This window comes from Streptomyces sp. NPDC088745 (assembly GCF_044751045.1).
In the GTDB taxonomy this organism is placed as follows: domain Bacteria; phylum Actinomycetota; class Actinomycetes; order Streptomycetales; family Streptomycetaceae; genus Streptomyces; species Streptomyces cremeus.
Map to the genome: position 1 here is coordinate 1 of NZ_JBIVLB010000002.1, position 22,965 is coordinate 22,965.

Annotated in this window: 18 protein-coding genes; 6 read left to right on the top strand and 12 right to left on the bottom strand. The window is 72.1% G+C overall.

What is annotated here, in order from left to right:
* From ACIP93_RS04630 to ACIP93_RS04640, 3 genes are all read left to right on the top strand, one after another.
* On the top strand, positions 1–180 hold a 180-nt coding region (locus ACIP93_RS04630), incomplete at its 5' end, for a hypothetical protein (protein WP_401755691.1).
* A gap of 386 nt (positions 181–566) precedes the next feature.
* On the top strand, positions 567–2,612 hold the full coding sequence (locus ACIP93_RS04635) for an FAD-dependent oxidoreductase (RefSeq protein ID WP_401755694.1): 2,046 nt from the start codon (positions 567–569) through the stop codon (positions 2,610–2,612).
* 462 nt (positions 2,613–3,074) lie between these two features.
* Positions 3,075–3,620 carry a PadR family transcriptional regulator gene (locus ACIP93_RS04640; protein ID WP_345228303.1) on the top strand — a complete coding sequence of 182 codons (546 nt, stop codon included), beginning with the start codon at positions 3,075–3,077 and terminating at the stop codon, positions 3,618–3,620.
* A gap of 70 nt (positions 3,621–3,690) precedes the next feature.
* On the opposite strand, the gene ACIP93_RS04645 is transcribed toward ACIP93_RS04640, so the two are convergent.
* The 7 genes from ACIP93_RS04645 to ACIP93_RS04675 all read right to left on the bottom strand — a co-directional run bounded on the left by ACIP93_RS04645 (position 3,691) and on the right by ACIP93_RS04675 (position 11,207).
* Positions 3,691–3,909 carry an EF-hand domain-containing protein gene (locus tag ACIP93_RS04645; RefSeq protein ID WP_345228304.1) on the bottom strand — a complete coding sequence of 73 codons (219 nt, stop codon included), beginning with the start codon at positions 3,907–3,909 and terminating at the stop codon, positions 3,691–3,693.
* 171 nt (positions 3,910–4,080) lie between these two features.
* Positions 4,081–5,283, bottom strand: coding sequence for a PQQ-binding-like beta-propeller repeat protein (locus tag ACIP93_RS04650; protein WP_401755698.1), 1,203 nt, complete (start codon positions 5,281–5,283; stop codon positions 4,081–4,083).
* Positions 5,280–6,119, bottom strand: a complete 840-nt coding sequence (locus ACIP93_RS04655; RefSeq protein WP_401755701.1) for a polysaccharide deacetylase family protein — start codon at positions 6,117–6,119, stop codon at positions 5,280–5,282. The genes ACIP93_RS04650 and ACIP93_RS04655 overlap by 4 nt, the downstream gene beginning before the upstream one ends.
* A 771-nt stretch (positions 6,120–6,890) precedes the next feature.
* A complete protein-coding gene (locus ACIP93_RS04660) occupies positions 6,891–7,505 on the bottom strand; it encodes an ATP-binding protein (protein ID WP_401755704.1) in 615 nt (204 codons plus the stop codon).
* Positions 7,506–7,651: 146 nt separating this feature from the next.
* The gene (locus ACIP93_RS04665) at positions 7,652–8,419 is read right to left on the bottom strand and encodes an enoyl-CoA hydratase-related protein (protein WP_345228308.1); all 768 of its coding nucleotides are present in this window, start codon (positions 8,417–8,419) and stop codon (positions 7,652–7,654) included.
* 100 nt (positions 8,420–8,519) lie between these two features.
* Positions 8,520–9,779 (bottom strand): Ig-like domain-containing protein, encoded by a 1,260-nt coding sequence (locus tag ACIP93_RS04670; RefSeq protein WP_401755707.1) that lies wholly within the window; start codon positions 9,777–9,779, stop codon positions 8,520–8,522.
* A gap of 204 nt (positions 9,780–9,983) precedes the next feature.
* Positions 9,984–11,207: an Ig-like domain-containing protein gene (locus ACIP93_RS04675; protein WP_401755710.1), complete on the bottom strand. Its 1,224-nt coding sequence runs from the start codon at positions 11,205–11,207 to the stop codon at positions 9,984–9,986.
* A gap of 307 nt (positions 11,208–11,514) precedes the next feature.
* On the opposite strand from ACIP93_RS04675, the gene glgX reads away from it, so the two are divergent.
* Positions 11,515–13,653 (top strand): glycogen debranching protein GlgX, encoded by a 2,139-nt coding sequence (gene glgX / locus ACIP93_RS04680; protein WP_345229137.1) that lies wholly within the window; start codon positions 11,515–11,517, stop codon positions 13,651–13,653.
* Between the two features lies 1 nt (position 13,654).
* On the opposite strand, the gene ACIP93_RS04685 is transcribed toward glgX, so the two are convergent.
* The 5 genes from ACIP93_RS04685 to ACIP93_RS04705 form a co-directional block, all read right to left on the bottom strand.
* Entirely contained in the window at positions 13,655–14,923 is a 1,269-nt protein-coding gene (locus ACIP93_RS04685; protein WP_401755713.1) for a hypothetical protein, read from the bottom strand.
* 90 nt (positions 14,924–15,013) lie between these two features.
* A complete protein-coding gene (locus tag ACIP93_RS04690) occupies positions 15,014–15,679 on the bottom strand; it encodes a response regulator (protein WP_401755716.1) in 666 nt (221 codons plus the stop codon).
* On the bottom strand, positions 15,672–16,880 hold the full coding sequence (locus tag ACIP93_RS04695) for a sensor histidine kinase (RefSeq protein ID WP_401755719.1): 1,209 nt from the start codon (positions 16,878–16,880) through the stop codon (positions 15,672–15,674). Before ACIP93_RS04695 ends, ACIP93_RS04690 begins: the two co-directional genes overlap by 8 nt.
* A gap of 25 nt (positions 16,881–16,905) precedes the next feature.
* Complete coding sequence (locus ACIP93_RS04700) at positions 16,906–17,697, bottom strand: ABC transporter permease (RefSeq protein WP_345228314.1); 792 nt, start codon at positions 17,695–17,697, stop codon at positions 16,906–16,908.
* Positions 17,698–17,700: 3 nt separating this feature from the next.
* Positions 17,701–18,648: an ABC transporter ATP-binding protein gene (locus ACIP93_RS04705; RefSeq protein ID WP_401755723.1), complete on the bottom strand. Its 948-nt coding sequence runs from the start codon at positions 18,646–18,648 to the stop codon at positions 17,701–17,703.
* A 215-nt stretch (positions 18,649–18,863) separates the two neighbouring features.
* Here ACIP93_RS04705 and ACIP93_RS04710 point away from each other — a divergent pair, with 215 nt between their 5' ends.
* Together ACIP93_RS04710 and ACIP93_RS04715 are read left to right on the top strand one after the other, a co-directional pair.
* A complete protein-coding gene (locus tag ACIP93_RS04710; RefSeq protein WP_401755726.1) occupies positions 18,864–20,906 on the top strand; it encodes an ABC transporter ATP-binding protein in 2,043 nt (680 codons plus the stop codon).
* 5 nt (positions 20,907–20,911) lie between these two features.
* Entirely contained in the window at positions 20,912–22,768 is a 1,857-nt protein-coding gene (locus ACIP93_RS04715) for an ABC transporter ATP-binding protein (protein WP_401756985.1), read from the top strand.
* Positions 22,769–22,965 lie beyond the last annotated feature (197 nt).

Consider the following 22,965-nt stretch of genomic DNA (forward strand, 5'->3'; position numbering starts at 1 on the left):
CCCTGCGGGCTTTCCTCCGGACGTTTTCGTTCGGTGTTTCTGTTGTTCTTGCGTCTCCGACTCTATCAGACTGTTTCCAGTGCCGATTTCCTCGGTTTCCGCTCGCTGCTTTCCAGGTTCTTCGCTTTCGCGTTTTCCCTTTCCGGCGGCTCCGACTCTATCAGATCCTTTCGGGCCTGATTCCCAGTCAGTGGGGGCTTGTCTTGCGGCTGTTGGGCCGTTTCGACGAGTGAGACATTAGCGGATTCCTGGGCCCCGATGCCAATCGGGGGCGTTCTTTCGAACGCGGATTCCTCATTTCGCAAAAGTGCAGGGCAATGGGCGCGACTGATGTCGGCTCATTGATCATGGTTTCTGCGGAATGGCTGCCACTGGGCCGGTTGAGGACCGGTGCTCACATAGGACAACCCGCAGAACCTTACGGAAGCCCGGAGTCCGCGTCAAACCCGAGCGAGCGGGGTTCGATGTGACTCAGCGCTCACCCGGCATCCGCACTCCTGGACTCTATTATGCAACTTGTTGCACAAGAGTCGTCGCGTGAGCGCATGGACGCATGGAGGCGTCGGATGAGCCAGTCGAGCCCGTCGAAGTCGGAGCGGTACCCGCATCTGCTGGCCCCGTTGGATCTGGGGTTCGTCACGCTGCCCAACCGGGTCGTCATGGGGTCCATGCACGTGGGGCTGGAGGAGGCGGAGAACGGGTTCGAGCGGATGGCCGCGTTCTACGCCGAGCGGGCGCGGGGCGGGGTGGGGCTCATGGTGACCGGGGGGATCGCGCCGAACGACCGGGGACGGCCGTATCCCGGGGGCGCGAAGCTGACGACACCGGACGAAGCGGCGCGGCACCGGGTCGTCACGGACGCCGTGCATGCGGCGGGTGGGCGGATCGCGATGCAGATCCTGCACTTCGGGCGGTACGCCTACCACCCGGACCTGGTGGCGCCGAGTGCGGTGCAGGCGCCGATCAGCCCGTACGTACCCCATGAGATGAGCGATGCGGAGGTCGAGGAGACCGTCGAGGACTTCGTGCGGGCGGCGGCGCTGGCGCAGGAGGCCGGGTACGACGGCGTCGAGATCATGGGGTCGGAGGGGTATCTGATCAATGAGTTCATCGCGGAGCACACCAATAAGAGGGACGACCGGTGGGGCGGGCCGTTCGAGAACAGGGTGCGGTTCCCGTTGGAGATCCTGCGGCGGGTGCGGGAACGGGTGGGGCGCGAGTTCATCGTGATGTACCGGCTGTCGATGCTGGATCTGGTGCCGGGCGGTTCCAGTTTCGGCGAGGTCGTCGAGCTGGCGAAGGCGGTGGAGGCGGCCGGGGCGGACATCATCAACACCGGGATCGGGTGGCACGAGGCGCGGATTCCGACCATCGCGACCTCGGTGCCGCGCGGGGCGTTCGCGTGGGTGACGAAGAAGGTCATGGGGGCGGTGGGCGTGCCGCTCGTGACGACGAACCGGATCAACACGCCGGACCTGGCGGAGGAACTGCTCGCGGGGGGTTATGCGGATCTGGTGTCGTTGGCGCGGCCGTTCCTGGCGGACCCGGACTTCGTGGCGAAGGCGCGGGCGGGGCGCGCCGATTCCATCAATACCTGCATCGGGTGCAACCAGGCCTGCCTGGACCACACCTTCAGCGGGAAGATCACGTCCTGCCTGGTGAATCCGCGGGCCTGTCATGAGACGGAGCTGGTGCTCGCGCCGACGCGGTCGCGCAAGCGGGTGGCTGTCGTCGGGGCGGGGCCGGCCGGGCTGGCGTGTGCGGTGACGGCGGCGGAGCGGGGGCACGCGGTGACGCTGTTCGACGCGGCCGGCGAGGTCGGCGGGCAGTTGAACGTGGCGCGCCGGGTGCCGGGGAAGCAGGAGTTCGACGAGACGCTGCGGTACTTCCGCAATCGGCTGCGGGAGTTCGGGGTCGAGGTGCGGCTGGGTGCTGCCGTGACGGTTGAGGGGCTGAAGGACGGGGCGTACGACGAGGTGGTGGTCGCCACCGGGGTGACGCCTCGGGTGCCGGAGATCGAGGGGGTCGGACACCGGAGCGTCGTGGGGTACCTGGAGGTGCTGCGCGGCGAGGTGGAGGTCGGGGAGCGGGTGGCGGTCCTCGGGGCGGGCGGCATCGGCTTCGATGTGGCGGAGTTCCTCACGGATGAGGGCGAGGGGGCTGCCTTGTCGCCGGAGGTGTTCTTCCGGCAGTGGGGTGTGGATGTGGAGTACGGGGCGCGGGGCGGGCTGCGGGCTCCTGAGCGGGGGCGGGCGCGGCGGACGGTGCACTTGTTGCAGCGCAAGGAGACGAAGGTGGGGGCCGGGCTGGGGAAGACCACGGGGTGGATCCACCGGGCGGAGCTGGCGAAGCGGGGGGTGGAGATGGTCGCCGGTGCCACGTACGAGCGGATCGATGATGCGGGGGTGCATGTCGTGGTGGGGGGCCGGCGACGGGTGCTGGAGGTGGATTCGGTCGTGCTGTGCACGGGGCAGGAACCGAGGCGGGATCTGTACGAGGGGTTGGTCGGCGGGGGTGTGTCGGCGCATTTGATCGGGGGGGCTGAGGTGGCGGCGGAGCTGGATGCGAAGCGGGCGATCAAGCGGGGGGTGGAGGTGGGGGCGGGGCTTTAGGGCGGGGCCCTGGTGGGGGGCCTGGCGGAGGGGCGGCAGCCCGTCGGGGGTGTTCGGTGTCGGGGGTGCGGGCAGGGGCCGGGACCGGGGTGGGCCCGGATCGGGCGGGGCCGCCCCTTTGCCCGCCCTCCCCCGAGTTCTCGGCTTCGCCCGAGCAGGGGGCACCCCCCTCGCCCCCTTGGGGCGGCCCCGTCGCCCAAGAGGGCTGGGACGGAGGATGACGCTCCCGTCGCCCAGGGGAACGGGGGCGGGAGGACGGCGGCTCCGTCGCAAGGGGGTGGGGGGATGGCGGTCCCGTCGCTCAGGGGGCGGGGACGGGGGATGGCGGCTCCGTCGCCCAAGAGGGCGGAGGAAGGGGGCTGCCCCGTTGTGAGGAGGGAGGGGGAAGAGGGCCGGGAGGGGGGTCGTCGCCCGGGGGCTCGGTCGAGGGGGCGGAGGGAGGGGGGTGTCTAGGATGCGGGGATGTCATTGGCGCATGCGATTCTCACGGCCCTGTTGGAGAAGCCCTCGTCGGGGTTGGAGTTGACGCGGCGGTTCGACATGTCGATCGGGTACTTCTGGTCGGCCACCCATCAGCAGATCTACCGCGAGCTCGGGAAGCTGGAGGGGGCCGGGTTCATCAGGGCGCTGCCGCAGGACGTGCCGACGCGGGGGCAGAAGCGGGAGTACGAGGTGCTGCCCGCCGGGCGCGAGGAGCTGATCGCGTGGGTGGCGAAGGCGGAGGACCCGAAGCCGTTGCGGGACGCGTTCGCGTTGCGGCTGCGGGCGGCGGCCATGGTGGGCACCGGGGAGCTGCTCGGTGAGGTCGAGCGGCATCTGGGACTGCACCGGGTGCAGTTGGCCACGTATCAGGAGATCGAGAAGCGGGACTTCCCCGCGGGGGCCGACGGGCGGGAGGAACGCATCCAGCTGCTGGTGCTGCGGGCCGGCATCGAGATGGAGCGGTTCTGGGTGACGTGGCTGGAGGGGGCCATGGTGGAGCTGCGGGAGCTGGACGGGCAGGGGTAGGTGGCGGGGGGATGCGAAAGGGCCGGGCCCCGGGTGGGGGTCCGGCCCTTCGTGCGTGGGTCGGGTTCGGTCAGGCCTTGCGGGAGGCCAGGAACTCGTCGAAGGTCAGACGGCCGTCGGCGTTGCCGTCGTGCGCGTTGATGACGGCCTGGGCCACGGTCTCGGTGACCGTGAAGTCGCCGAGCTCCGCCATCACGCTCTTGTACTCGGCGGCCGTGATGGTGCCGTCGCCGTTCTTGTCGAACTTGTCGAACGCCGTGCGCGCCGACTCGGTGTCGATGTCCGCCATGTGGTCCACCCCTTGGTGCAGTCAGGCCAATACGGCGACAGGTTAGCGGCCCTGGTGTGCGCCGGGGTGGGGCGGGGCGGGGATCGGTGCGGCCCCGCGCCTGCGAAGGGCGCGGGGCCGTGTACGCGGTGGGGGCCGGGGGAAGGTCTGGCCCGCCTTCCGCGGGTGGGGTCAGCGGAAGATTCCCGTGTGGCCCAGGGAGTAGCGGCCCGGCTGGGGGTAGACGGCGAGGCCGTGGGGGCCGTCGCCGACGGGGATGCGGGCCAGTTGGCGGCCGCTGGTGGTGTCGATCGCGTAGACCTCGGAGTCGTAGCGTCCGGCCAGCCACAGCACCTTGCCGTCGGCGGAGACCCCGCCCATGTCGGGGCTGCCGCCGTCGGGCAGGCGCCACTTCTTGGTGAGCTTGTTCTTGGCGAAGTCGAAGACGGAGATCGAGCCCTCGCCGCGGTTGGGGACGTACATCTCCTTGGAGTCGCGGGAGATGTAGAGGCCGTGGCAGCCCTTGCCCGTGGGCAGGAGCCGGGGGGTGGTGAACTTCTCGCCGTCCAGGACCCACATGCCGTGGGCCATCATGTCGGCGATGTAGAAGGTCTTGCCGTCGGGGGAGATCTTCACGTCCTGGGGCATCGCTCCCGCGAAGGGGAGCTTCTGCTGGCCGATGACCTTCATCTTCTCCGTGTCGACCTTGAGGAGTTCGCCGGAGAACTCGCAGGACACGATGAAGTAGCGGCCGTCGGCGGAGAAGTCGGCGTGGTTGACGCCCGCGCAGGTGACGGGTTCGGTCTTCACCCGGTTCATGGTGTGGGGGTCGCGGAAGACCAGTTCGCGGTCCATCGAGGCCATGACGACGGCGTGCTTGCCGTTCGGGGTGAAGTAGAGGTTGTAGGGGTCGTGGACCTCCACGGGCTTCCCGGCTTTGCCGTTGGCGGGGTTGATGGGGGTCAGGGTGTGGCCGCGGTTGTTGTTGACCCAGAGGGTCTTCATGTCCCAGGAGGGGACGACGTGCTGGGGCTGGATGCCGACGGGGATCGTTTCGATGACCTTGTAGGTCTTGGGGTCGATGACCGAGACGGTGTTGGAGTTGGTGTTGGGGACGTAGACGCGGGAGGGGAAGTTGCGGGCGACCGGGGCGATGTTGCCCGGGCGGTTGGCCGCGTAGATGTCCTTGGGGTTCTGGACCGGGGGCATGCCGGGGAGGCCGGCCGGGACCACCTTCGCGGGCTGGGCCGGCGGGGCGGCCGCCTTCGTGCCGGGGGCCGCGGCGTTCTCCGTGCCGTCGGCGCAGGCCGCGAGGGTCGAGAGGAGGATTCCGGCGAGGCAGAGGGTTCCGGTGAGGGCACGGGTACGGGCACGGGTGTGTTGGCGGGGGGTCATGGGGTCAGCAGCTCCGTGGTGGTGACCGCGCGCAGACCGCGGCGGTGGAGGTCGTCGAGGAGGGCGGGCAGCGCGGCGACCGTGTCCGCGTAACCGAAGTGCAGGCTCACCACGGATCCGTTGCGGATCTCCCCGGCGACCTTGCGGGTGACGGCCGTCGCGCCGGGCGAGGTGAAGTCGAGGGAGTCCACGTCGTAGGAGAGGACGTGGGGGTAGCCCGCGCGGGCGGCGAGGCGCTGGACGCGCGCGGTCGCGTACTGGGTGCGCGAGGGGCGGAACCAGGTGCCGATCGAGCCGGTGAGGCGGCGCAGGCGGCGGGCGCAGTCGGTGATCTCGCGAAGGGCTTCGGCGTCCGGCATGTCCGAGACCGTGAGGTGGCGCTGGGTGTGGTTGCCGAGGTCGTGGCCTCCGTCGAGGATGCGGCGGGCCATCGCCGGGTGCTCGTCGAGCCAACTGCCGACGGCGAGGACGGTGACGCGCGCCCCGGCACGCTCGGCCTGGGCGAGCAGGGTGCGCGCGATGGCGGGGTCGCCCTGGCCGTGGAAGGTGAGGGCGACCGCGGGACGGTCGCGGGGGCCGTGCTCGATCTGCGCCGGGTGGCCGGGGAAACGGCGGGGGGCCGGGGCGACGCGGGTGCGGACGCGGCGGCCGCCGGGGCCTGTCGTGCCGTTCGTGCGGTACGGGGAGGCAGCGGCGCCGGTGCCGTCCGGGCCGGGGGGCGTGCCGCCGGTGCCGTCGGACGGGCTCGGGGGCGGGGTGGCTCCGGTGCGTACCGAGGGGGCGGCGCAGGCCGTGCTGAGCGCGGCGGTCAGGGCGGCACCTGTTCCGGCGCGCATCAGGGCGCGGCGGTCGGTCGGTGGTGTGATGGGGTCACCTCGCCGGTATGGGTGGGGCGCCGGGCGGGGGCGGGTGCGCCCCGGGTGAGCACCCTAAGTGTGAAAAGCGAGAATTTTCACGATTGGTCCATCGAGGGCGTTTTGTTCGTCGGGCGGCAGGGCCTTGGGCGGGTCAGTGGGTCCGGTTGCGCGTATGCGCCGGCGCGGGGGCTGCGAGGTCAACCGGCCGGACCGGAAGTGGGTGCGGCCGCGGGGGCGTTGGCGGAGGTCGGCGCGGGAGCGGGGGCCGGGGCGGGCACGGGCGGCCCGGACGGACACCCGGACGCCGGGCCCGGGACGGGCACCGGAACCGCGGTGGAGGCCAGGGCCGGAACAGACGCCGATGCCAGAACCTCGGACCAGACACCGACACCCGTACGGACACCGGGCCCGCCGCCGCCCGGAAACGCCAGAAGCCCCCCGGCGCCGGGGTGGGGCGCGCTGTGGGGGCTTCCGAGGGGGCCGCGGAGCGGAAGGGGTGTGCTCCGGGGCCGGATGACGAACTTGCCCGGGTCAATGGGGTCCGTGGCTCCGACTATGGCAGACGGGAGCCTTCAAGCCAAAAACTCTTACTCGGGCAAAAGCGGGCAAAGCAGCATAGTTTAGATGTGAATCGTTGGTGAGATGGGCCACGGGCCTGGCTTTCGCTGCATAAGTATGGGATTCGATGCGTGAATCAGCGATGGCGTACGGCTGAATACCGAGCTCCGCCCCGAGCGTCCGCGACGGGCTTCAGCGCTCGCGGTCCACCACCCGCATCTCGAACCACGTCGTCTTGCCGCGCGGCAGCAGGTCCACGCCCCAGCGGTCGGAGAGCTTGTCGACGAGGAACAGGCCCCGGCCGCTCACGTCCAGCTCGCTCACCGGCATCAGGCAGGGCAGCCCGCGCGAGGGGTCGCGCACCTCGATGCGGATCCAGCCCCGGCGGCGCAGCATCCGCAGCCCGAAGACCCGCGCGCCCGTATGCCGTACCGCGTTGCCGACCAGCTCCGAGACGAGCAGTACGGCGAACTCCGAGACCTGGGGGGAGAGCCCCCACTTGTGCTGCACCACCCACAGGGTGAGCCGGCGCGCGGTGCCCGCCGACTCGCCCAGCGAGGGCAGCTTCACCTCGGCCTCCGTCGGGTCGCCGAACGACGCCCGCTCTCCGCGCGTACGTTCGCACTCGACGGCCGGCAACCACCGCGCAGCGGTCGCCTGACCCTGCTGCCGCGGCTCCTCCACACCTTCCAGGCCCGCCATGCCCCCCATCATGGCCGCCGGCGGCGCGACGCGGGGTGTTCCGGGAGAAACAGACCCCCGGAACACCCCGCCCGCAGGGCGGCTCCTGGCATGTGCCGGAGACATGCGCGAGCGGCCGTCAGGGCCGTGAGCTGCGATGACTCGGTGCATGCGGGTGATCACCCGGAGTGGGAGGCGCGTATTTCCTTAAGGCCCGCTTAAGGCTGGGCTAACCCTCTCCTTCGGGCGACCCCGCGTCAATCGGCCACGGATCAGAGGAACTTGGCCTTGCCGGGGCCCTCCTCCACGAAGCTGCGCATCCCCCGCTCCCGGTCCTCGGTGGCGAACAGGCCCGCGAACCACGTGCGTTCGATGGCCAGGCCGGTCTCCAGGTCCGTCTCCAGACCCGAGTCGATGGACTCCTTGGCGGCGCGCAGCGCGAGCGCCGGCCCCTGGGCGAGCTTCGCGGCCCAGGCGTGGGCCTGCTCGTAGACCTCGGCGGCGGGGACCACCCGGTCGACCAGGCCCAGCGTCAGGGCCTCGTCCGCCTTGACCATCCGGCCGGTGAAGATGAGGTCCTTGGCCTTGGCGGGGCCGACCAGGCGGGACAGGCGCTGGGTGCCGCCCGCGCCCGGGATGAGGCCGAGCAGGATCTCGGGCTGGCCGAGCTTGGCGTTGTCGGCGGCGATGCGGAAGTCGGCGCACAGGGCCAGCTCGCAGCCGCCCCCGAGCGCGTAGCCCGTGATGGCGGCGACGACCGGCTTGGGGATGCGGGCGACGGCGGTGAAGGACTCCTGGAGCGCGCGGGAGCGGACCACCATCGCGGCGTGGTCCATCGCCTGCATCTCCTTGATGTCCGCGCCCGCCGCGAAGACCTTCTCGCCGCCGTGGAGGACGACGGCGCGCACGTCGTCGCGGCCGGTCGCCTCCTCGGCCAGCTCGCGCAGGCGGTCCTGGGTGGCGACGTCGAGGGCGTTCATCGGAGGGCGGTCGAGGCGGATCGTGCCGACGCCCGAGGTGACGGAGAGGGTGACTGTCATACGGGGAGGTTAGCGGCCGTTCACGCCCGTGAAACGGGTGCGGGCCCGGTGCACTTGGTCACAGTGCGCCGGGCCCGCCCTTCCCCTCGGGGAGGAAGAACTACTTCTTCCAGTCCTCCCACGACATGTTCCAGCCGTTGAGGCCGTTCTCCGGGGCGATCTGCTTGTCGCGCGAGTTCTTGACGACGACCACGTCGCCGATCAGGGAGCCGTTCCAGAACCAGGCGGCCGGGGTGCTCTTGCTGCCCGCGCCGCGCTGGTCGCGCAGGCCGACGCAGCCGTGGGAGACGTTGGCGGAGCCGAAGGTGCCGGCGGACGCCCAGTAGTTGCCGTGGATGAAGGTGCCGGAGTCCGACAGGCGCATCGCGTTGGGGACGTCCTTGATGTCGTACTCGCCGCCGAAGCCGACGGTGGCGCCGTTCATCCGGGTCACCTTGAGCTTCTCCGATATGACCATCTGGCCGTTGTACGTCGTCGTGGACGGGGCGCCCGCGGTGATCGGGATCGTACGGACCGTCTTGCCGTCGCGCACGACCTCCATGGTGTGCTCCTTGGCGTCGACGGTGGAGACCTGGCTGCGGCCTATCGTGAACTTCACCGTGCGGGACTGCTTGCCGTAGACGCCCTTGCGGCCCTCGACGCCGTTCAGGTTGATCTTCACGGTGACCTTGGTGCCGGGCTCCCAGTACTTCTCCGGGCGGAAGTCCAGGCGGTCGTTGCCGAACCAGTGGCCCTCTATCGGCACGGACGGCTCGGCCGTCACCTTGATGGCCCGCTCGACGGCCTCGGGCGAGGTGATGCCCCGGCTGAAGCGGAAGGACACCGGCATGCCGACGCCGACCGTGGAGCCGTTCTCCGGGCGGAAGTCGCCGATGAAGGTGTTCTTCGGGACGAGCGTGGTGAAGCTGGTGTCCTGCGCGGAGGCGCGGCCCTCGGCGTCCTTCGCGAGTGCGTGCACCTTGTACGTGGTGCCCGAGGCGAGGTGGTGGGACGGCTCCCAGCCGCTGCCGTCGGCGGAGATCTTCCCCTCGATCTCGTTGCCCTTGCCGTCGGTGACCTGCACCTCGGTGAGCTTGCCCTTGTCGGCGGTGACCTTCAGGGTGCCGCTGGTGGCGACGTCCTTCGCACCGTTCTTCGGGGCGACGGTGACGACGGCCTGCGAGGCCTTGGTGTCCGCCGCGCCCGGCTCCTGCTTCTCCCGCTGGACGGGGCTCTTGCCGTCACCGCCGCCGCACGCGGTGACGAGGAGCAGCAGGGCGCCGAGGACGAGGGCGAGCAGTGCCCGGCCGCCGTTCCCGCGTACTGCCCGGCGTCCTGTGGATGCCTGGACCTCGAAGGTCCGGACCGGCTGCCTGTTCAATGTGGAATTCTCCCCTCGCGCACGGCCTGACCAGGCCCGCACCCCCGTGCGCAACTACCGCGCACACCGCGCTAGACAATCACACCGGACGCGGTGGGAACTCCCCCGGAATGTCACCGTTCCGTTCCAAGTGAGCGCAGGTGAATCCGGGTGAGCGGGCTCAGGTGCGGGCCCGGACGCGGGCCTTGGCCGCGGTGCGGGGAGTCAGCGCAGGGCGGAGCCCGCCGTCCACTGGTCCCATCCCATGTTCCAGCCGCCGAGGCCGTTGTCGGGAGCCACGTTCCGGTCGGTCGAGTTCACGACTTCGACCACGTCGCCGATCAGGGTGCGGTCGAAGAACCAGCCCGCCGGGGTGGACTCGCTGCCGCCCTTCACGTCCCGCAGGCCGATGCAGCCGTGACTGGTGTTGCGGGAGCCGAAGACGCCGCGCGCCCAGTAGTTGCCGTGCAGGAAGGTGCCGGAGGAGGTGAGCCGGACGGCGTGCGGGACGTCGGCGATGTCGTACTCGCCGCCGAAGCCGACGGTGCGGCCGTTCATCCGGGTCACGTCCTGCATCTCGCTGACCACCATCTTCCCGTTGTACGTGGGGTTCTTGGCGGTGCCCGCGCTGATCGGCACCTCGGCGAGGACCTCCCCGTCGCGGGTGACGGTCATGGTGTGCGCGGCGGCGTCCACGAGGGCGGTCTGGTGGCGGCCGACGGTGAAGCCGACGGTCTTGTGCTGGATGCCGTAGACGCCGGGGGCGGCCTGGACGTCGCGCAGGCGGATGTCGGCGGTGACGCGGGTGCCCGGCTTCCAGTACGTACGTGGCCGGAAGTCGAGCCTCTCCTTGCCGAACCAGTGGCCGACGACCGGCACGGCGGGCCGCGAGGTGACGCGGATGGCCCGTTCGACGGCCGCCCTGTCCCGGATGGGCCGGTTGAAGGAGAAGGAGAGGATCATTCCGGTGCCGACGGTGGACCGGTTCTCGGGCTTGAAGTACCCGATGAAGCGCTCCTCGGGGACGAAGGTGGTGAAGGAGGTCGTACGGGCCTGCCGCTTGCCGTCCTCGTCGACGGCGACCGCGTGCACGGTGTACTTGGCGGCCAGCACCAGCCGGGCGGAGGCGTCGGCGGCGTCCGGCTGCCAGGAGGTGCCGTCGGCGCTGATCCGCCCGCGCACCTCCTGCCGCTCGGCGTCCTCGACGCGCAGCACCTTGACCCGCTCCAGGCGGCCCTCGGGAACGGTGACTTCGAGCGGCGAGCCGGCCCGGACGTCCCGGGCGTTGTCCTCGGGGACGACCCGGATGGCCTCCTCGGGCGAACGGGGCGCGCCGTCGAACCAGGAGCCGACGCCGCCGGAGCAGCCGGTGAGGGCGGTGAACAGGAGGACGGCGAGCCCGGCCCGCAGTACGGCGGGGCGGCCGGCTCCCGGAACGGGGCGTCTCATGTTCGGGCCAACGACCGGCGGCCTGCGGAGGAAACGTGAGTGCGAGCGCCACTCTGGGCATGACAGCAGGAAGGACCTCATGTGGAGAGCCTGGCGGCCGGAACGCCGCCGGGCCTCTCGACTCGCCGGTCCCCGACGAGCCGCAGGAGGCTGACAGGTGTCGAGCGCACCCGAGAGCGCACCCGAGCGAGGCGTGCACGTGGTACGTACAGGCGAGGCGCTCCACGGCCCCCCTGACGGGGCCGCGGCCAGGGCCGGGCAGCAGAACGGCGGCCGCCGGCGCTCCGCCGGGGGTCCCCGGCCGCCCGTGTGGCCGGGGACCCCGAACCCCCTGGGGGCCCGATTCCGGGTCGGCCCGGACGGGGTGGCGGGCACCAACTTCGCGCTGTGGGCGGGGGGTGCGGAGGCCGTCGAGGTGTGCCTGTTCGACGAGGCGGGCGCGCAGACGCGGCTGCCGCTGGTGGAGCTGACGCACGAGGTGTGGCACGGCTTCGTGCCGGGGGTGCGGCCGGGGCAGCGGTACGGGTTCCGGGTGCACGGGCGCTGGGACCCGTGGACGGGCGCCCGGTGGAATCCGGCGAAGCTGCTCCTCGATCCGTACGCGCGGGCCGTCGACGGCGACTTCACGCTCCCGGCGCAGGTCTACGGGCACGTGCGCGACTGGCCCCAGCAGCACGTGGCGGACACCGTGCGCGACGACCGGGACTCCGCGCCGTACGTCCCCAAGGGCGTGGTCGTCCAGGACGACGACGACTGGGTGGACGACCGGCGGCCGAAGACGCCCTGGTCGGACACCGTCATCTACGAACTCCACGTGCGCGGCTTCACCATGCGCCACCCGGGGATTCCGCCGGAGCTGCGCGGTACGTACGCGGGGCTGGCCCATCCCGCCGCCGTCGAGCACCTCGTACGGCTGGGGGTGACGGCCGTCGAGCTGCTGCCGGTGCACCAGTTCGCGCACGAGGACCACCTGCTGCGGCGGAACCTGAAGAACTACTGGGGCTACAACTCCATCGGCTACTTCGCCCCGCACGCGGCGTACGCGGCGTCCGGGACGGCCGGCCGGCAGGTCGGCGAGTTCAAGCGGATGGTGCAGGCGCTGCACGCGGCGGGGATCGAGGTCATCCTCGACGTGGTCTACAACCACACGGCGGAGGCGGGCGAGCTGGGGCCGACGCTGTCGCTGCGGGGCATCGACAACCGGGGCTACTACCGGCTGCAGGGCGACGCGCGCCGGTACGCGGACTACACCGGCTGCGGCAACACGCTGCACGTGGTGCAGCCGCACGTGCTGCGGCTCATCACGGACTCCCTGCGCTACTGGGTCAACGAGATGGGCGTGGACGGCTTCCGCTTCGACCTGGCGGCGGCGCTGGCCCGCTCGATGCACGACGTGGACATGCTCTCGCCGTTCCTCGCGGTGATCGCGCAGGACCCGACGCTGCGGCGCGTGAAACTGATCGCCGAGCCGTGGGACGTGGGCAGCGGGGGTTACCAGGTCGGCGCCTTCCCGCCGCTGTGGACGGAGTGGAACGACCGCTACCGGGACGCGGTCCGCGACTTCTGGCGGGGCGCGCTGCCGGACGTGCGGGACCTCGGGTACCGCCTGTCCGGGTCCAGCGACCTGTACGCGTGGGGCGGGCGCCGCCCGTACGCCTCGGTCAACTTCGTCACCGCGCACGACGGCTTCACCCTGCGCGACCTGGTGTCGTACGAGCAGAAGCACAACGCGGCCAACGGCGAGGGCAACCGCGACGGCACGCACGACAACCGTTCCTGGAACTGCGGCACGGAGGGCGAGACGTCGGACGCGTCCGTGCTGGCCCTGCGGCGCCGGCAACTGCGCAACCTGGTCACCACCCTGCTGCTGTCCACCGGTGTCCCGATGCTGGTCGCGGGCGACGAGATGGGGCGCACGCAGGGCGGCAACAACAACGCGTACTGCCAGGACAACGAGACGAGCTGGGTGGACTGGTCGCTGCTCGGCCGGCCGGAGTGGCGGGCCCTCTTCGACCTCACCTCCCGCCTCCTGGCGCTGCGCCACGCTCATCCGGTGCTGCGCCGCCGCGCCTTCTTCTCGGGCCGGCCGCAGGGGGCGGACGGGCTGCGGGACCTGGCGTGGTTCACGCCGCGGGGCGAGGAGATGACCCAGGACGACTGGTACGCGCCGGCCTCCACCCTCGGCATGTACCTCTCCGGCACGGACATCCCCGGCCGGGACGCGCGGGGCCTGCCGATAGCGGACGACAGCTTCCTCGCGGTGCTGCACGCGGGCCCCGACCCGGTGCAGTTCACCCTGCCCGGGGAGCCGTGGGCGGCGTCGTACGAGGTGGTCGTGGACACGTCGGCGGAGGAGCAGGCGGCGGAGCCGGGGGCGCGCCACGAGGGCGGCGCGGTGGTGGCGGTGGCGGGGCGGTCGGTGGTGCTGCTGCGGGTGGGGAGGTGACTCACACTTCGCGGACGGTGTCCGGGTCGACCGGGGCCGAGGTGATGAAGTAGCAGGTGTACTGGCCCTCGATGGTGTTGGTGCCGCCGTCGGGGCCGCCCATGAGGGTGGACCACTCGCTCCAGCCGTACACGGCGTGGTGGCCCGCGGGACGCGCCTCGGCGCGCAGGCGGGGGGCGGCGTTCGCGGCGAGGGCGGAGCAGCGGCGGGACGCGATGGCGTCGCCGTCCTGGGCGGTGATCCGCTCCCGGGTGGACTTGTCGACCTTGATCTGGCCCAGGACGCGCAGGTCGTGCTCCCCGGCGGCACAGTCCGCCCGGCGGACGAGGGAGAGGCCGTCGAGGCCGGTGTCGGTGGTGGCGCAGGCGCCGGGCTTCAGGCCGGTCAGGAAGGTCAGGGCACGGGTGGCGTCCTCGGTGCGGTCGCCCCGGGGGACCGGGGGGCCGGTGGCGGTGCCGTAGTGCGTGAAGCGCAGTTCGGCGCGGAGGGTGAGGTCCGCTTCGGCGGTGCGCTCCGCGAGCAGCGGGGTGAGGTCCGCGGAGGCCCTGGTCAGGCGGCCGTCCGTGTCGAGGTCGACGGTGAGCGGGACCTTGACGGGCTCGGACTTCGCCACCGCGGGCTCGGGCGAGTCCCGGACGGTGAGGCCCTTCGGGAGGAGGGGCTCGGCGACGCCGCCGTCGGCGTGCAGCGTGTAGCGGCGGGTGCCGTCGGGGAGAGCGCGGGGCGGGGCCGTGGGGAACGAGCCGAACACCGTGTCGGCGAGGGTGCCGCCGTACGGGGTGACGGAGCCGGCACGCTCGTTGAAGCCCCAGGTGGCCTGTGCGAACTCCTGCGGGGCGCCCGCGGGGTAGCGCAGCCAGGTGCCCTTCAGCGTGCGGTAGAAGACGTCGCTGCCCTGGACGGCGTACCCGTGACGCTTGCGGCCGGGCCGGGTGCCGTACAGGTCGGCGATGACTGCGGGGAATCCCTCGGGCACGGTGACGGAGCGGTTCGCGTGGGCGACGGCCCTGCTGAAGGACTGGTCGCCGGTGGTGGTGTCGATCAGTTTCCCGGCCGGGGACTCCCAGGTGAAGGTGGAGGTGAAGCGGGCCGTGCCGGCCGCCTTGGTGGTCTTTCCGGCGGCCACCAGCTGGTCGGCGGGGCGTTCGGAGTAGACCGGGTGTCGGGGCGGGGCGGCCGACGTGGCGGTGTCGTCGTCCGTGCAGCCGACCACCGCCAGGAGGAGCACCACTGCCAGTGCGAGAGCCCTGCTCGCGCGCGACGTCTTCATGTTTCCCGCCCGTCGTGATCACATCCGGCGACCCATGGTGCGGGCGGGGCGCGGAGGCCGACAGCACGGCTGGGTCACGATCTTCGGGGTTCAGCCCAGAATGCCGCGTTCGTAGCCCGTGGCGACCGCTGCCGCGCGGTCGTTGACGGCGAGCTTCGCGTAGAGGTGGGTGAGGTGGGTCTTCACCGTGGCCTCGCTCACGAAGAGGATGCGGGCGATCTCGCGGTTGGAGGTGCCCTTGGCGACCAGGCGCAGGACCTCCAGCTCGCGGGCCGAGAGGGGCGAGTCGGAACTCGGGCCCGCGGGGCGGGGGTTGCGGACCTGGGTGACCAGGCGGGTGGCGACGGCCGGGGAGAGGACCGTGCGGCCGGCGGCGGCCGCGCGGACGGCGGTGAAGAGCTCGTCGCGGGGGGCGTCCTTGAGGAGGTAGCCGGTCGCGCCCGCCTCGATCGCGGGCAGGGTGTCGGTGTCGGTGTCGTACGTGGTGAGGACCAGGACCTTGGCGGGGAGGCCGCGCCGGGAGAGTTCGGCGATGGCGGCCACTCCCCCGCCGCCCGGCATCCGGAGGTCCATGAGGATCACGTCCGGACGAAGGCGCTGGGCCAGTTCGACGCCCTCGGGGCCGCTCTCGGCCTCGCCGAGGACCTCGAAGCCGGGGGCGGCGGCGAACATGCCGCGCAGGCCGTCCCGTACGACGGGGTGGTCGTCGACGAGGAGGAGGGTGATGGGCCGGTCGGCGGCGGGGTTCTCAGGCATGGTCGACCAAAGGTACGCGGGCGGAGACCGCCGTGCCGTAGCCGGGCTCGGACTCGATGTCGACGGTGCCCGCGAGGCGTTCGGCGCGGGCCCGCATGCCGGTGAGGCCGAAGCCGATGGTGGCGTCGGCGACGAGGTCGAAGCCGCGCCCGTCGTCGCGGACGTCCAGGGTGATCTCGTCGCCCATGTAGGACAGGGTGACGCCCACGCGGGTGGCGTGCGCGTGCTTGGCGGCGTTGGTGAGGGCCTCCTGGGCAATGCGCAGAAGGGTCGCCTGGATCTCGTCGTGCAGGGGGTCGACGGTGCCGGTGACCGTGAACTCGGCCGGTACGGCGGCCGACTGGGACCAGTCGGCGACGGTCTTCCGCAGGGCGCCGGGCAGGTCGTCGTGGACCAGCGCGGCGGGGCTGAGGTCGCGCACCGAGCGGCGGGCCTCGCCGAGGCCGGTGCGGGCGAGGGTGGTGGCCCGGTCCAGGTGGGCCTGGGCGGCGGCCCGGTCGGGGCTGTCGGCGGCGGCTTGGAGCTGGGTGACGATGCCGGTGAGGGCCTGGGCGATGGTGTCGTGGATCTCGGCGGCGAGCCGGCGGCGTTCGTCGGCGACGCCCGCTTCGCGGGCCTGGACGATGAGCTGGTCGTGCAGGGCGGCGTTCTCGGTGAGGGCCTCCTCCAGGCGGGAGTTGGCCTCTTCGAGGGCGAGGATGGTCTCCGCCTTCTTCTTCCGGTCCAGGTCGGCCTTGGCCCCGAGGTGTTCGAAGGTCAGGGCGAGACCGGCGTGCAGGACGAACAGGGCGGCGAACAGCGCCCACACGCCGGCGGCCTGCCCGTACGCCATGGTCCCCGCGGTGACCAGCAGGCCCACCCGGGCCCAGCGGACGGCCAGCATGTCGTGGGAGTCGAAGTAGCCCTGCACGGCGTAGATCGAGTAGAAGGGGTTGAGGACGGTCAGGACGAGCCCGAGCAGCGTCCGCAGGCCGTAGTACACCCCTTTGCTCACGGACACCTCGCCCGTCCGGTGCACCCCGGCGGCCCCCGCCCAGAGGTGCAGGGCGAGCGCCGCGGCGACCGTCGGCCCCAGTGCGTACAGCTTCGCGGGGGTCATCAGTTCGTCGACCGTGAAGAGGGTGATCACCGTGCTGAGTGCCAGGAGACCGTACGGACCCCAGCGGAAGATCCGCTCCCGCAGCTCGTCCTCGATGTTCACGGCCCGCTCCCCCGGTGTCATGCGCTTATTCCCAGCGGAACCAGCGCGCCGCCGCACCGGTGAGGCCCGCCGCCCACAGGGCCATGATCCCCAAGTGCCGCCATTCCGGCCAGCTTCCGAGCATGGCGTGGTCCAGCGCCTGGGACGCGGCGCCGAACGGGGTCAGCGTGACGATGGTCTGGAGCAGGTCCGGCATCGTCTGCACGGGCAGCCACACGCCCGAGGTGAACATCATCAGCAGGAAGACCACGGAGCCGATCGCCGTCGCCGCCTTGGTCGTCGCCGCGATGGCGGAGAGGGTCGCGCCGAGGGCGAGCGCGCAGGCGGTCATCAGCAGCATGGACAGGACGTAACCGGGCTGCGAGAAGGGCAGCGCCACGCCGAAGGCCAGCTTGCCGACGGTGATCGTGATCAGCGCGGAGACGATCATCGCCGCGCCGTGCAGGGCGATCTGCGCGCCGAGGATCGCGAGCGGGCGCACCGGGGTGGTGGACAGCCGGCGCAGGATGCCGCGTTCGCGGTAGCTGGTGAGGACCGGCGGCATGGCCTGGATGGAGGCCATGATCATGCCGAGGAGTACGGCGATGGGGACGTAGAGGTCGATGACGCGGCGGCCGCCGAGACCGGGGTCGGCCTCCCGGAAGGACGGGATCAGGCCGAGGATCACCATCAGCGTCGTCGGGAAGCCGAGGATCCAGAAGAGGGAGCCGGGCTCGCGGAGGAAGAGCCGGCCCTCCGCCTTGAACACGGCGGCGAGCGCGGGACCGCCGGGAACCGGACGGCGGGTGCGGGCGGGGGCGGGGGCTGCGGTCGTCATGGTTCAGGCGGCCTTTCCTGCGGTGTCCGTGGCGGTGCCCTCGCGCTCCTCGGTGAGGTCGAGGAAGGCGTCGTCCAACGTGGCGTCGGTGACGCGCAGTTGGTGGGCGGTGATGCGGTGCTGGGCGAGCAGCGTGACGACGGCGTTGACGGTGACGTCGGTGCCGGTGATGGTGAGCTGCTCCCCGCGGTGCTCGACGGTGGCGACCTCGGGCAGGGCCGCCAGATCCGCCGGGTCCAGCGGGCGGGAGGGCGTGAAGGAGATGACGGTGGAGCCGGCCGAACGGCCGATCAGCCCGGACGGCGAGTCCAGGGCCGCGACCCGGCCCTTGTCGATGACGGCGATGCGGTCGCAGAGGCGCTGGGCCTCCTCCATGAAGTGGGTGACCAGCAGGACGGTGACGCCCTGCCGGCGCACGTCCTCGATGAGCTTCCAGGTGGCGCGGCGGGCGCGCGGGTCGAGCCCGGTGGTCAGTTCGTCCAGGACCACCACGCGGGGGTTGCCGATCAGGGCGAGCGCGATGGACAGGCGCTGCTTCTGGCCGCCGGAGAGCTTGGCGAAGCGGGTGGTCAACTTGTCGTTGAGGCCCAGGCGTTCGGCCAGCGGCCGCCAGTCGGCGGGGTTCGGGTAGAAGGACGCGTACAGCTCCAGCGCCTCCCGGACCAGGATCTTGGGCTGGAGTTCGCTCTCCTGGAGCTGGGCGCCGAGGAGGCGGGAGGTCTGCTCGTGGTCGGCGACCGGGTCGAGTCCGGCGACGCGCACGGTGCCGGAGTCGGGGACGCGCAGTCCGGAGACGCACTCCACGGTGGTGGTCTTGCCGGCGCCGTTCGGCCCGAGGATGCCGAAGATCTCGCCCTCCTCGACGGAGAAGGAGACACCGTCGACGACGGTGCGGCCGCTGTAGCTCTTGCGGAGGCCGGTGACTTCGATCAGCGGTGTGTTCTGAGGCATGGCACGAGCATCCCCGGACGCGGGGCGCGCCGGTATCGGCCATCGCGCTCCCGGGAGGCATCAGCCGATCGGTTGATGGCGAAGCCGGACGGCTGATCCGTCCCGTACGACCCGTAGGGGCCCCGGGGGTGCACGGCCGGCCGGGCGGGTGTGCTGCTCTGCGCCCCGGAATACTCACTGGGCGGCGGCGTCCCCTCCTCGTACTCTCGTGCCCGATGAGCGATACACGCACCTCCCCAGAGCCCGAGCCCGGCCCCGGACCGGACGCCGCCGAGTCCGCCGACGGGAGACCGCGGGAACCGGCGCGGTCCTCGCCGCGCGTCCTGCTGCGGCTCTGGCCGTACGTCCGGCCGGTCCGCGTGCGCTGGGGCAGCGCGGCGGTCGTCGCGATCGTGGCGTCCTGTCTGAGCCTGGTCTTCCCGCTCGTCCTGAAGTGGATCGTCGACGGTCCGGTCGCCGGCCGGGACCCGGGCGGGGTATGGCTGGGCGCGGCGGCGCTGCTGGTGCTGGGCGTCGTGGAGGCGCTGCTGTTCGGTTTCCGGCGGTGGCTGGTGGCCCGGCCGCTGGCCGGTGTGGAGGCGCGGCTGCGGGCGGACCTGTACCGGCACGTGCAGCGGCTGCCGGTGGCGTTCCACGACAAGTGGTCCTCGGGGCAGGTGTTGTCGCGCGGTACGACGGACCTGATGCTGATCCGGATGTTCCTGGCGTTCCCGCTCACCTTCCTGATCGTGAACGGGACGACGATCCTGGCCGGGTTCGCGATCCTGCTGGTGCAGGACTGGTCGCTGGGGCTGGTGCTGCTGGTGCCGGTGCTCCCGCTGATGATCCTGCTCTCGGTGTTCGAGGCGAAGTACGCGCTGGTGGCGCGGAAGGCCCAGGACCAGGTCGGCGATCTGACGACGGTGGTCGAGGAGAGCGTCCTCGGCATCCGGATCATCAAGGGCTTCGGCCGGCACAGGGCGCAGTCGCGGGCGTTCCGCGAGCTGTCGCTGGAGCTGCGGGGCACCGAGCTGCTGAAGGCCCGGCTGCTCGCGGGCATCTGGGCGATGATCACCTTCATCCCGGAGGCCGCGATCGGGGCGGCGCTGGTACTGGGCACGGTCCAGGTGGCGGACGGAGGTCTGTCGGCCGGAACGCTGGTGGCGTTCCTGTCGACGGCGCTGGCGCTGCGGTGGCCGGTGGAGTCGATCGGGTTCCTGCTGGCGATGACGCAGGAGGCGGCGACGGCGACGGAGCGGTTCTTCGAGGTGATGGACGCCGAGGAGGAGACGGAGGAGGTCACGTCCCGGGAGGCGTCGGGCGGGCCGGTCGCTCCGGGGCCTCCGGCCGCCTCGGAACCTTCGGGCGGGCCGGTTGTCTCGGGATCTCCCGCCTCCCCGGAATCCTCGGGCGGGTCGGTCGCTCCGGGATCTCCGGCCGCCTCGGAACCCTCGGCCGTACCGGCTGCCCCGGGGGCATCGGCCGCACCCGCTGCCCGGGACGGCATTCGGTTCGAGGGGGTGGAGTTCCGTTATCCGGACGCCGAGCCCGGGTCCGTGCCCCTGCTGCGCCGCATCGACCTGCACGTCAGGCCCGGGGAGACCCTCGCGCTCGTCGGGGCGACCGGGTCCGGGAAGACGACCCTCACGGCCCTGGTGCCCCGGCTGCACGAGGCGACCGGCGGGAGGATCACGCTGGACGGCCGGGACATCACCGCCATGCCGCGCGAGGAGCTGCGGGAGCTGGTGGCCGTCGCGTTCGAGGAGCCGACGCTGTTCTCGGCGTCGGTCGGCGAGAACGTGCTGATGGGCGCGGGCCCGGACGCCGGGGACGAGGAGCTGCGGCGCGCGCTGGCCGTCGCCCAGGCCGATTTCGTGCACCGGCTGCCGCACGGCACGGACACGCAGGTCGGTGAGCAGGGGCTCAGCCTGTCCGGCGGGCAGCGGCAGCGGCTGGCGCTGGCCAGGGCGGTGGTCGGGGAGCCGAGGTTCCTCGTACTGGACGATCCGCTGTCGGCGCTCGACGTGCACACCGAGGCCCTGGTCGAGGCGGCGCTGCGGCGGGTGCTGGAGCACACCACGGCGCTGGTCGTCGCGCACCGGCCGTCGACCGTGCTGCTCGCGGACCGGGTGGCGTTGCTGTCCGGCGGGCGGATCACGGCCGTCGGCACGCACCAGGAGCTGTTGCGGGACAGTGCCGAGTACGCCTGGCTGATGTCGGGCGAGCGGGCGGCCGGGGAGACCGCCGGCACCACCATCCACGAGGGGGCGGACGCGTGACCACCATCGACCAGGAGAAGCCCGCGCCCGTCGTGGACGACGCCGAGGAGATCCGGACCGGGGCCGCCGACGACCCCTTCGACAAGGACGACCTCCCCTCCCCGCCCGGTGCGACCGGCCGCCTGCTGCGTTCCCTCCTGCGGGCCGGCCGGCGCAGGGTGGCGCTCGGGGTGGTTCTGCTGCTGCTCCAGCAAGTGGCGGTGCAGGCGGGCCCGTTGCTGGTGGCGTACGCGATCGACCGGGGCGTGCCCGCGTTCCGGCGGGCGGACTACGGGCCGCTGATCGCGGTCGCGGTCGGCTACCTGGTCTGCTCGGCGGCGGCCGGGGCGCTCCAGTACGCGTTCCTGATGGTCTCGGCGCGCCTCAACCAGGACGTGCTGCTGGACCTGCGCGGGCGCATCTTCCGGCACGCGCAGGCGCTCAGCGTGGACTTCCATGAGCGCTACACCTCGGGCCGGCTGATCTCCCGCTCGACCACCGACGTCGAGTCGCTGCGCGAGCTGCTCTCCGAGGGCCTGCAGGAACTCATCGGCGTGGTCCTGTCCTTCGTCTCCATCTCGGCCATGCTGCTGTGGCTGGACCTGGGTCTGGGCGGGGCGGCGGTGGCGTCGTTCGTACCGCTGTACCTGCTGGTGCGGATGTACCGCCGGCGGGTCGGGGTGGTGTTCGGGGCACGGTCCACGGCGGTGGCGGCGGTGATCGTGAAGTTCGCGGAGACGCTGAACGGCATCCGGCCGGTGCGGGCGTTCCGCCGGGAGAAGGCGAACGACGAGGCCTTCGCGGCGCTCAACCGGCAACACGAACTCCGCAACGGGGACGGCCTGCTGGAGATGGCGCGGTACGTCACCTGCTCGCGCCTGGTCGCCAACACGGCGGTCGCGGGCATCGTCCTGTGGGGGGCCCACCGGGTCGCGTCCGGCACCCTCGCCCTCGGTGTCCTGGCGGCGGCGGTCCTGTATCTGCGCCGCCTGTACGACCCGATCGACCGGCTGGGCATGTTCCTGAACTCCTACCAGTCGGCGGCGGCGTCGCTGGAGAAGATCGCGGGGCTGCTGGCCCAGACGCCGACGGTGCCGGAGCCGGCCGAGCCGCAGGCGCTTCCGGCGAAGGGGCCGACGGCGTCCCCGGGCCGGGAGGTGGTCTTCGACGGCGTGCGCTTCGCCTACCGGACCGGCGGCGAGGTCCTGCCGCGTTTCGACCTGACGCTGTCCGCCGGGCAGACGGTGGCCGTGGTCGGCTCCACGGGGGCGGGCAAGTCGACCCTCGCGAAGCTGCTGGCCCGCTTCTACGACCCGACGGAGGGCCGCGTCCTGCTGGACGGCACGGACCTGCGCACCCTCTCGACCCCCGAGCTGCGGCGGGGGGTCGTCATGGTCACCCAGGAGGCCTTCCTCTTCTCGGGCACGGTCGCGGAGAACATCGCGATCGGCCGTCCGGAGGCCACCCGGGAGGACATCGAGCGGGCGGCGAAGGCGATCGGGGCGCACGACTTCATCGCGGGCCTGCCGGACGGGTACGACACGGACGTACGCAAGCGGGGCGGCCGGATCTCGGCGGGCCAGCGGCAGTTGGTGGCCTTCGCCCGCGCGCTGCTGGCCGACCCGGCGGTGCTGATCCTGGACGAGGCGACGAGTTCGCTGGACGTCCCGGGCGAGCAGGCGGTCCAGCACGCGATGCACACGGTGCTGAAGGGCCGTACGGCGGTGGTGATCGCGCACCGGCTCTCGACGGTGGAGGTGGCGGACCGGGTGCTGGTGATGGAGCGGGGCCGGGTGGTCGAGGACGGCACCCCGGCGGAACTCATCGGCGGGCAGGGCCGCTTCGCCGATCTGCACCGGGCGTGGCGGGACAGCCTGGTGTAGGGGGCGGTCCCCGTCCGGGCGCCGGGAAAGTCCCGTGCCCGTGCGGGACGGCACGTCACCCGACGGCACGTCACCCGACGGCCCGGCGCCCGCCGTGCCCTCGCCCGCGTCGGACTCGTCCGCGTCGGCCTCGTCCCTGAAGGGGCGCGGCCCGCCCGGGCGGTGAACGGCTGAACGCCCCAGGGGCCCGGCATCCT

Bases quoted from the DNA above. Each gene is read 5' to 3' on its own strand.
- ACIP93_RS04635 (WP_401755694.1), top strand. From the start codon at position 567: ATGAGCCAGTCGAGCCCGTCGAAGTCGGAGCGGTACCCGCATCTGCTG.
- ACIP93_RS04640 (WP_345228303.1), top strand. From the start codon at position 3,075: ATGTCATTGGCGCATGCGATTCTCACGGCCCTGTTGGAGAAGCCCTCG.
- ACIP93_RS04645 (WP_345228304.1), bottom strand. From the start codon at position 3,909: ATGGCGGACATCGACACCGAGTCGGCGCGCACGGCGTTCGACAAGTTC.
- ACIP93_RS04650 (WP_401755698.1), bottom strand. From the start codon at position 5,283: ATGACCCCCCGCCAACACACCCGTGCCCGTACCCGTGCCCTCACCGGA.
- ACIP93_RS04655 (WP_401755701.1), bottom strand. From the start codon at position 6,119: ATGCGCGCCGGAACAGGTGCCGCCCTGACCGCCGCGCTCAGCACGGCC.
- ACIP93_RS04660 (WP_401755704.1), bottom strand. From the start codon at position 7,505: ATGTCTCCGGCACATGCCAGGAGCCGCCCTGCGGGCGGGGTGTTCCGG.
- ACIP93_RS04665 (WP_345228308.1), bottom strand. From the start codon at position 8,419: ATGACAGTCACCCTCTCCGTCACCTCGGGCGTCGGCACGATCCGCCTC.
- ACIP93_RS04675 (WP_401755710.1), bottom strand. From the start codon at position 11,207: ATGAGACGCCCCGTTCCGGGAGCCGGCCGCCCCGCCGTACTGCGGGCC.
- ACIP93_RS04685 (WP_401755713.1), bottom strand. From the start codon at position 14,923: ATGAAGACGTCGCGCGCGAGCAGGGCTCTCGCACTGGCAGTGGTGCTC.
- ACIP93_RS04690 (WP_401755716.1), bottom strand. From the start codon at position 15,679: ATGCCTGAGAACCCCGCCGCCGACCGGCCCATCACCCTCCTCCTCGTC.
- ACIP93_RS04700 (WP_345228314.1), bottom strand. From the start codon at position 17,697: ATGACGACCGCAGCCCCCGCCCCCGCCCGCACCCGCCGTCCGGTTCCC.
- ACIP93_RS04705 (WP_401755723.1), bottom strand. From the start codon at position 18,648: ATGCCTCAGAACACACCGCTGATCGAAGTCACCGGCCTCCGCAAGAGC.
- ACIP93_RS04710 (WP_401755726.1), top strand. From the start codon at position 18,864: ATGAGCGATACACGCACCTCCCCAGAGCCCGAGCCCGGCCCCGGACCG.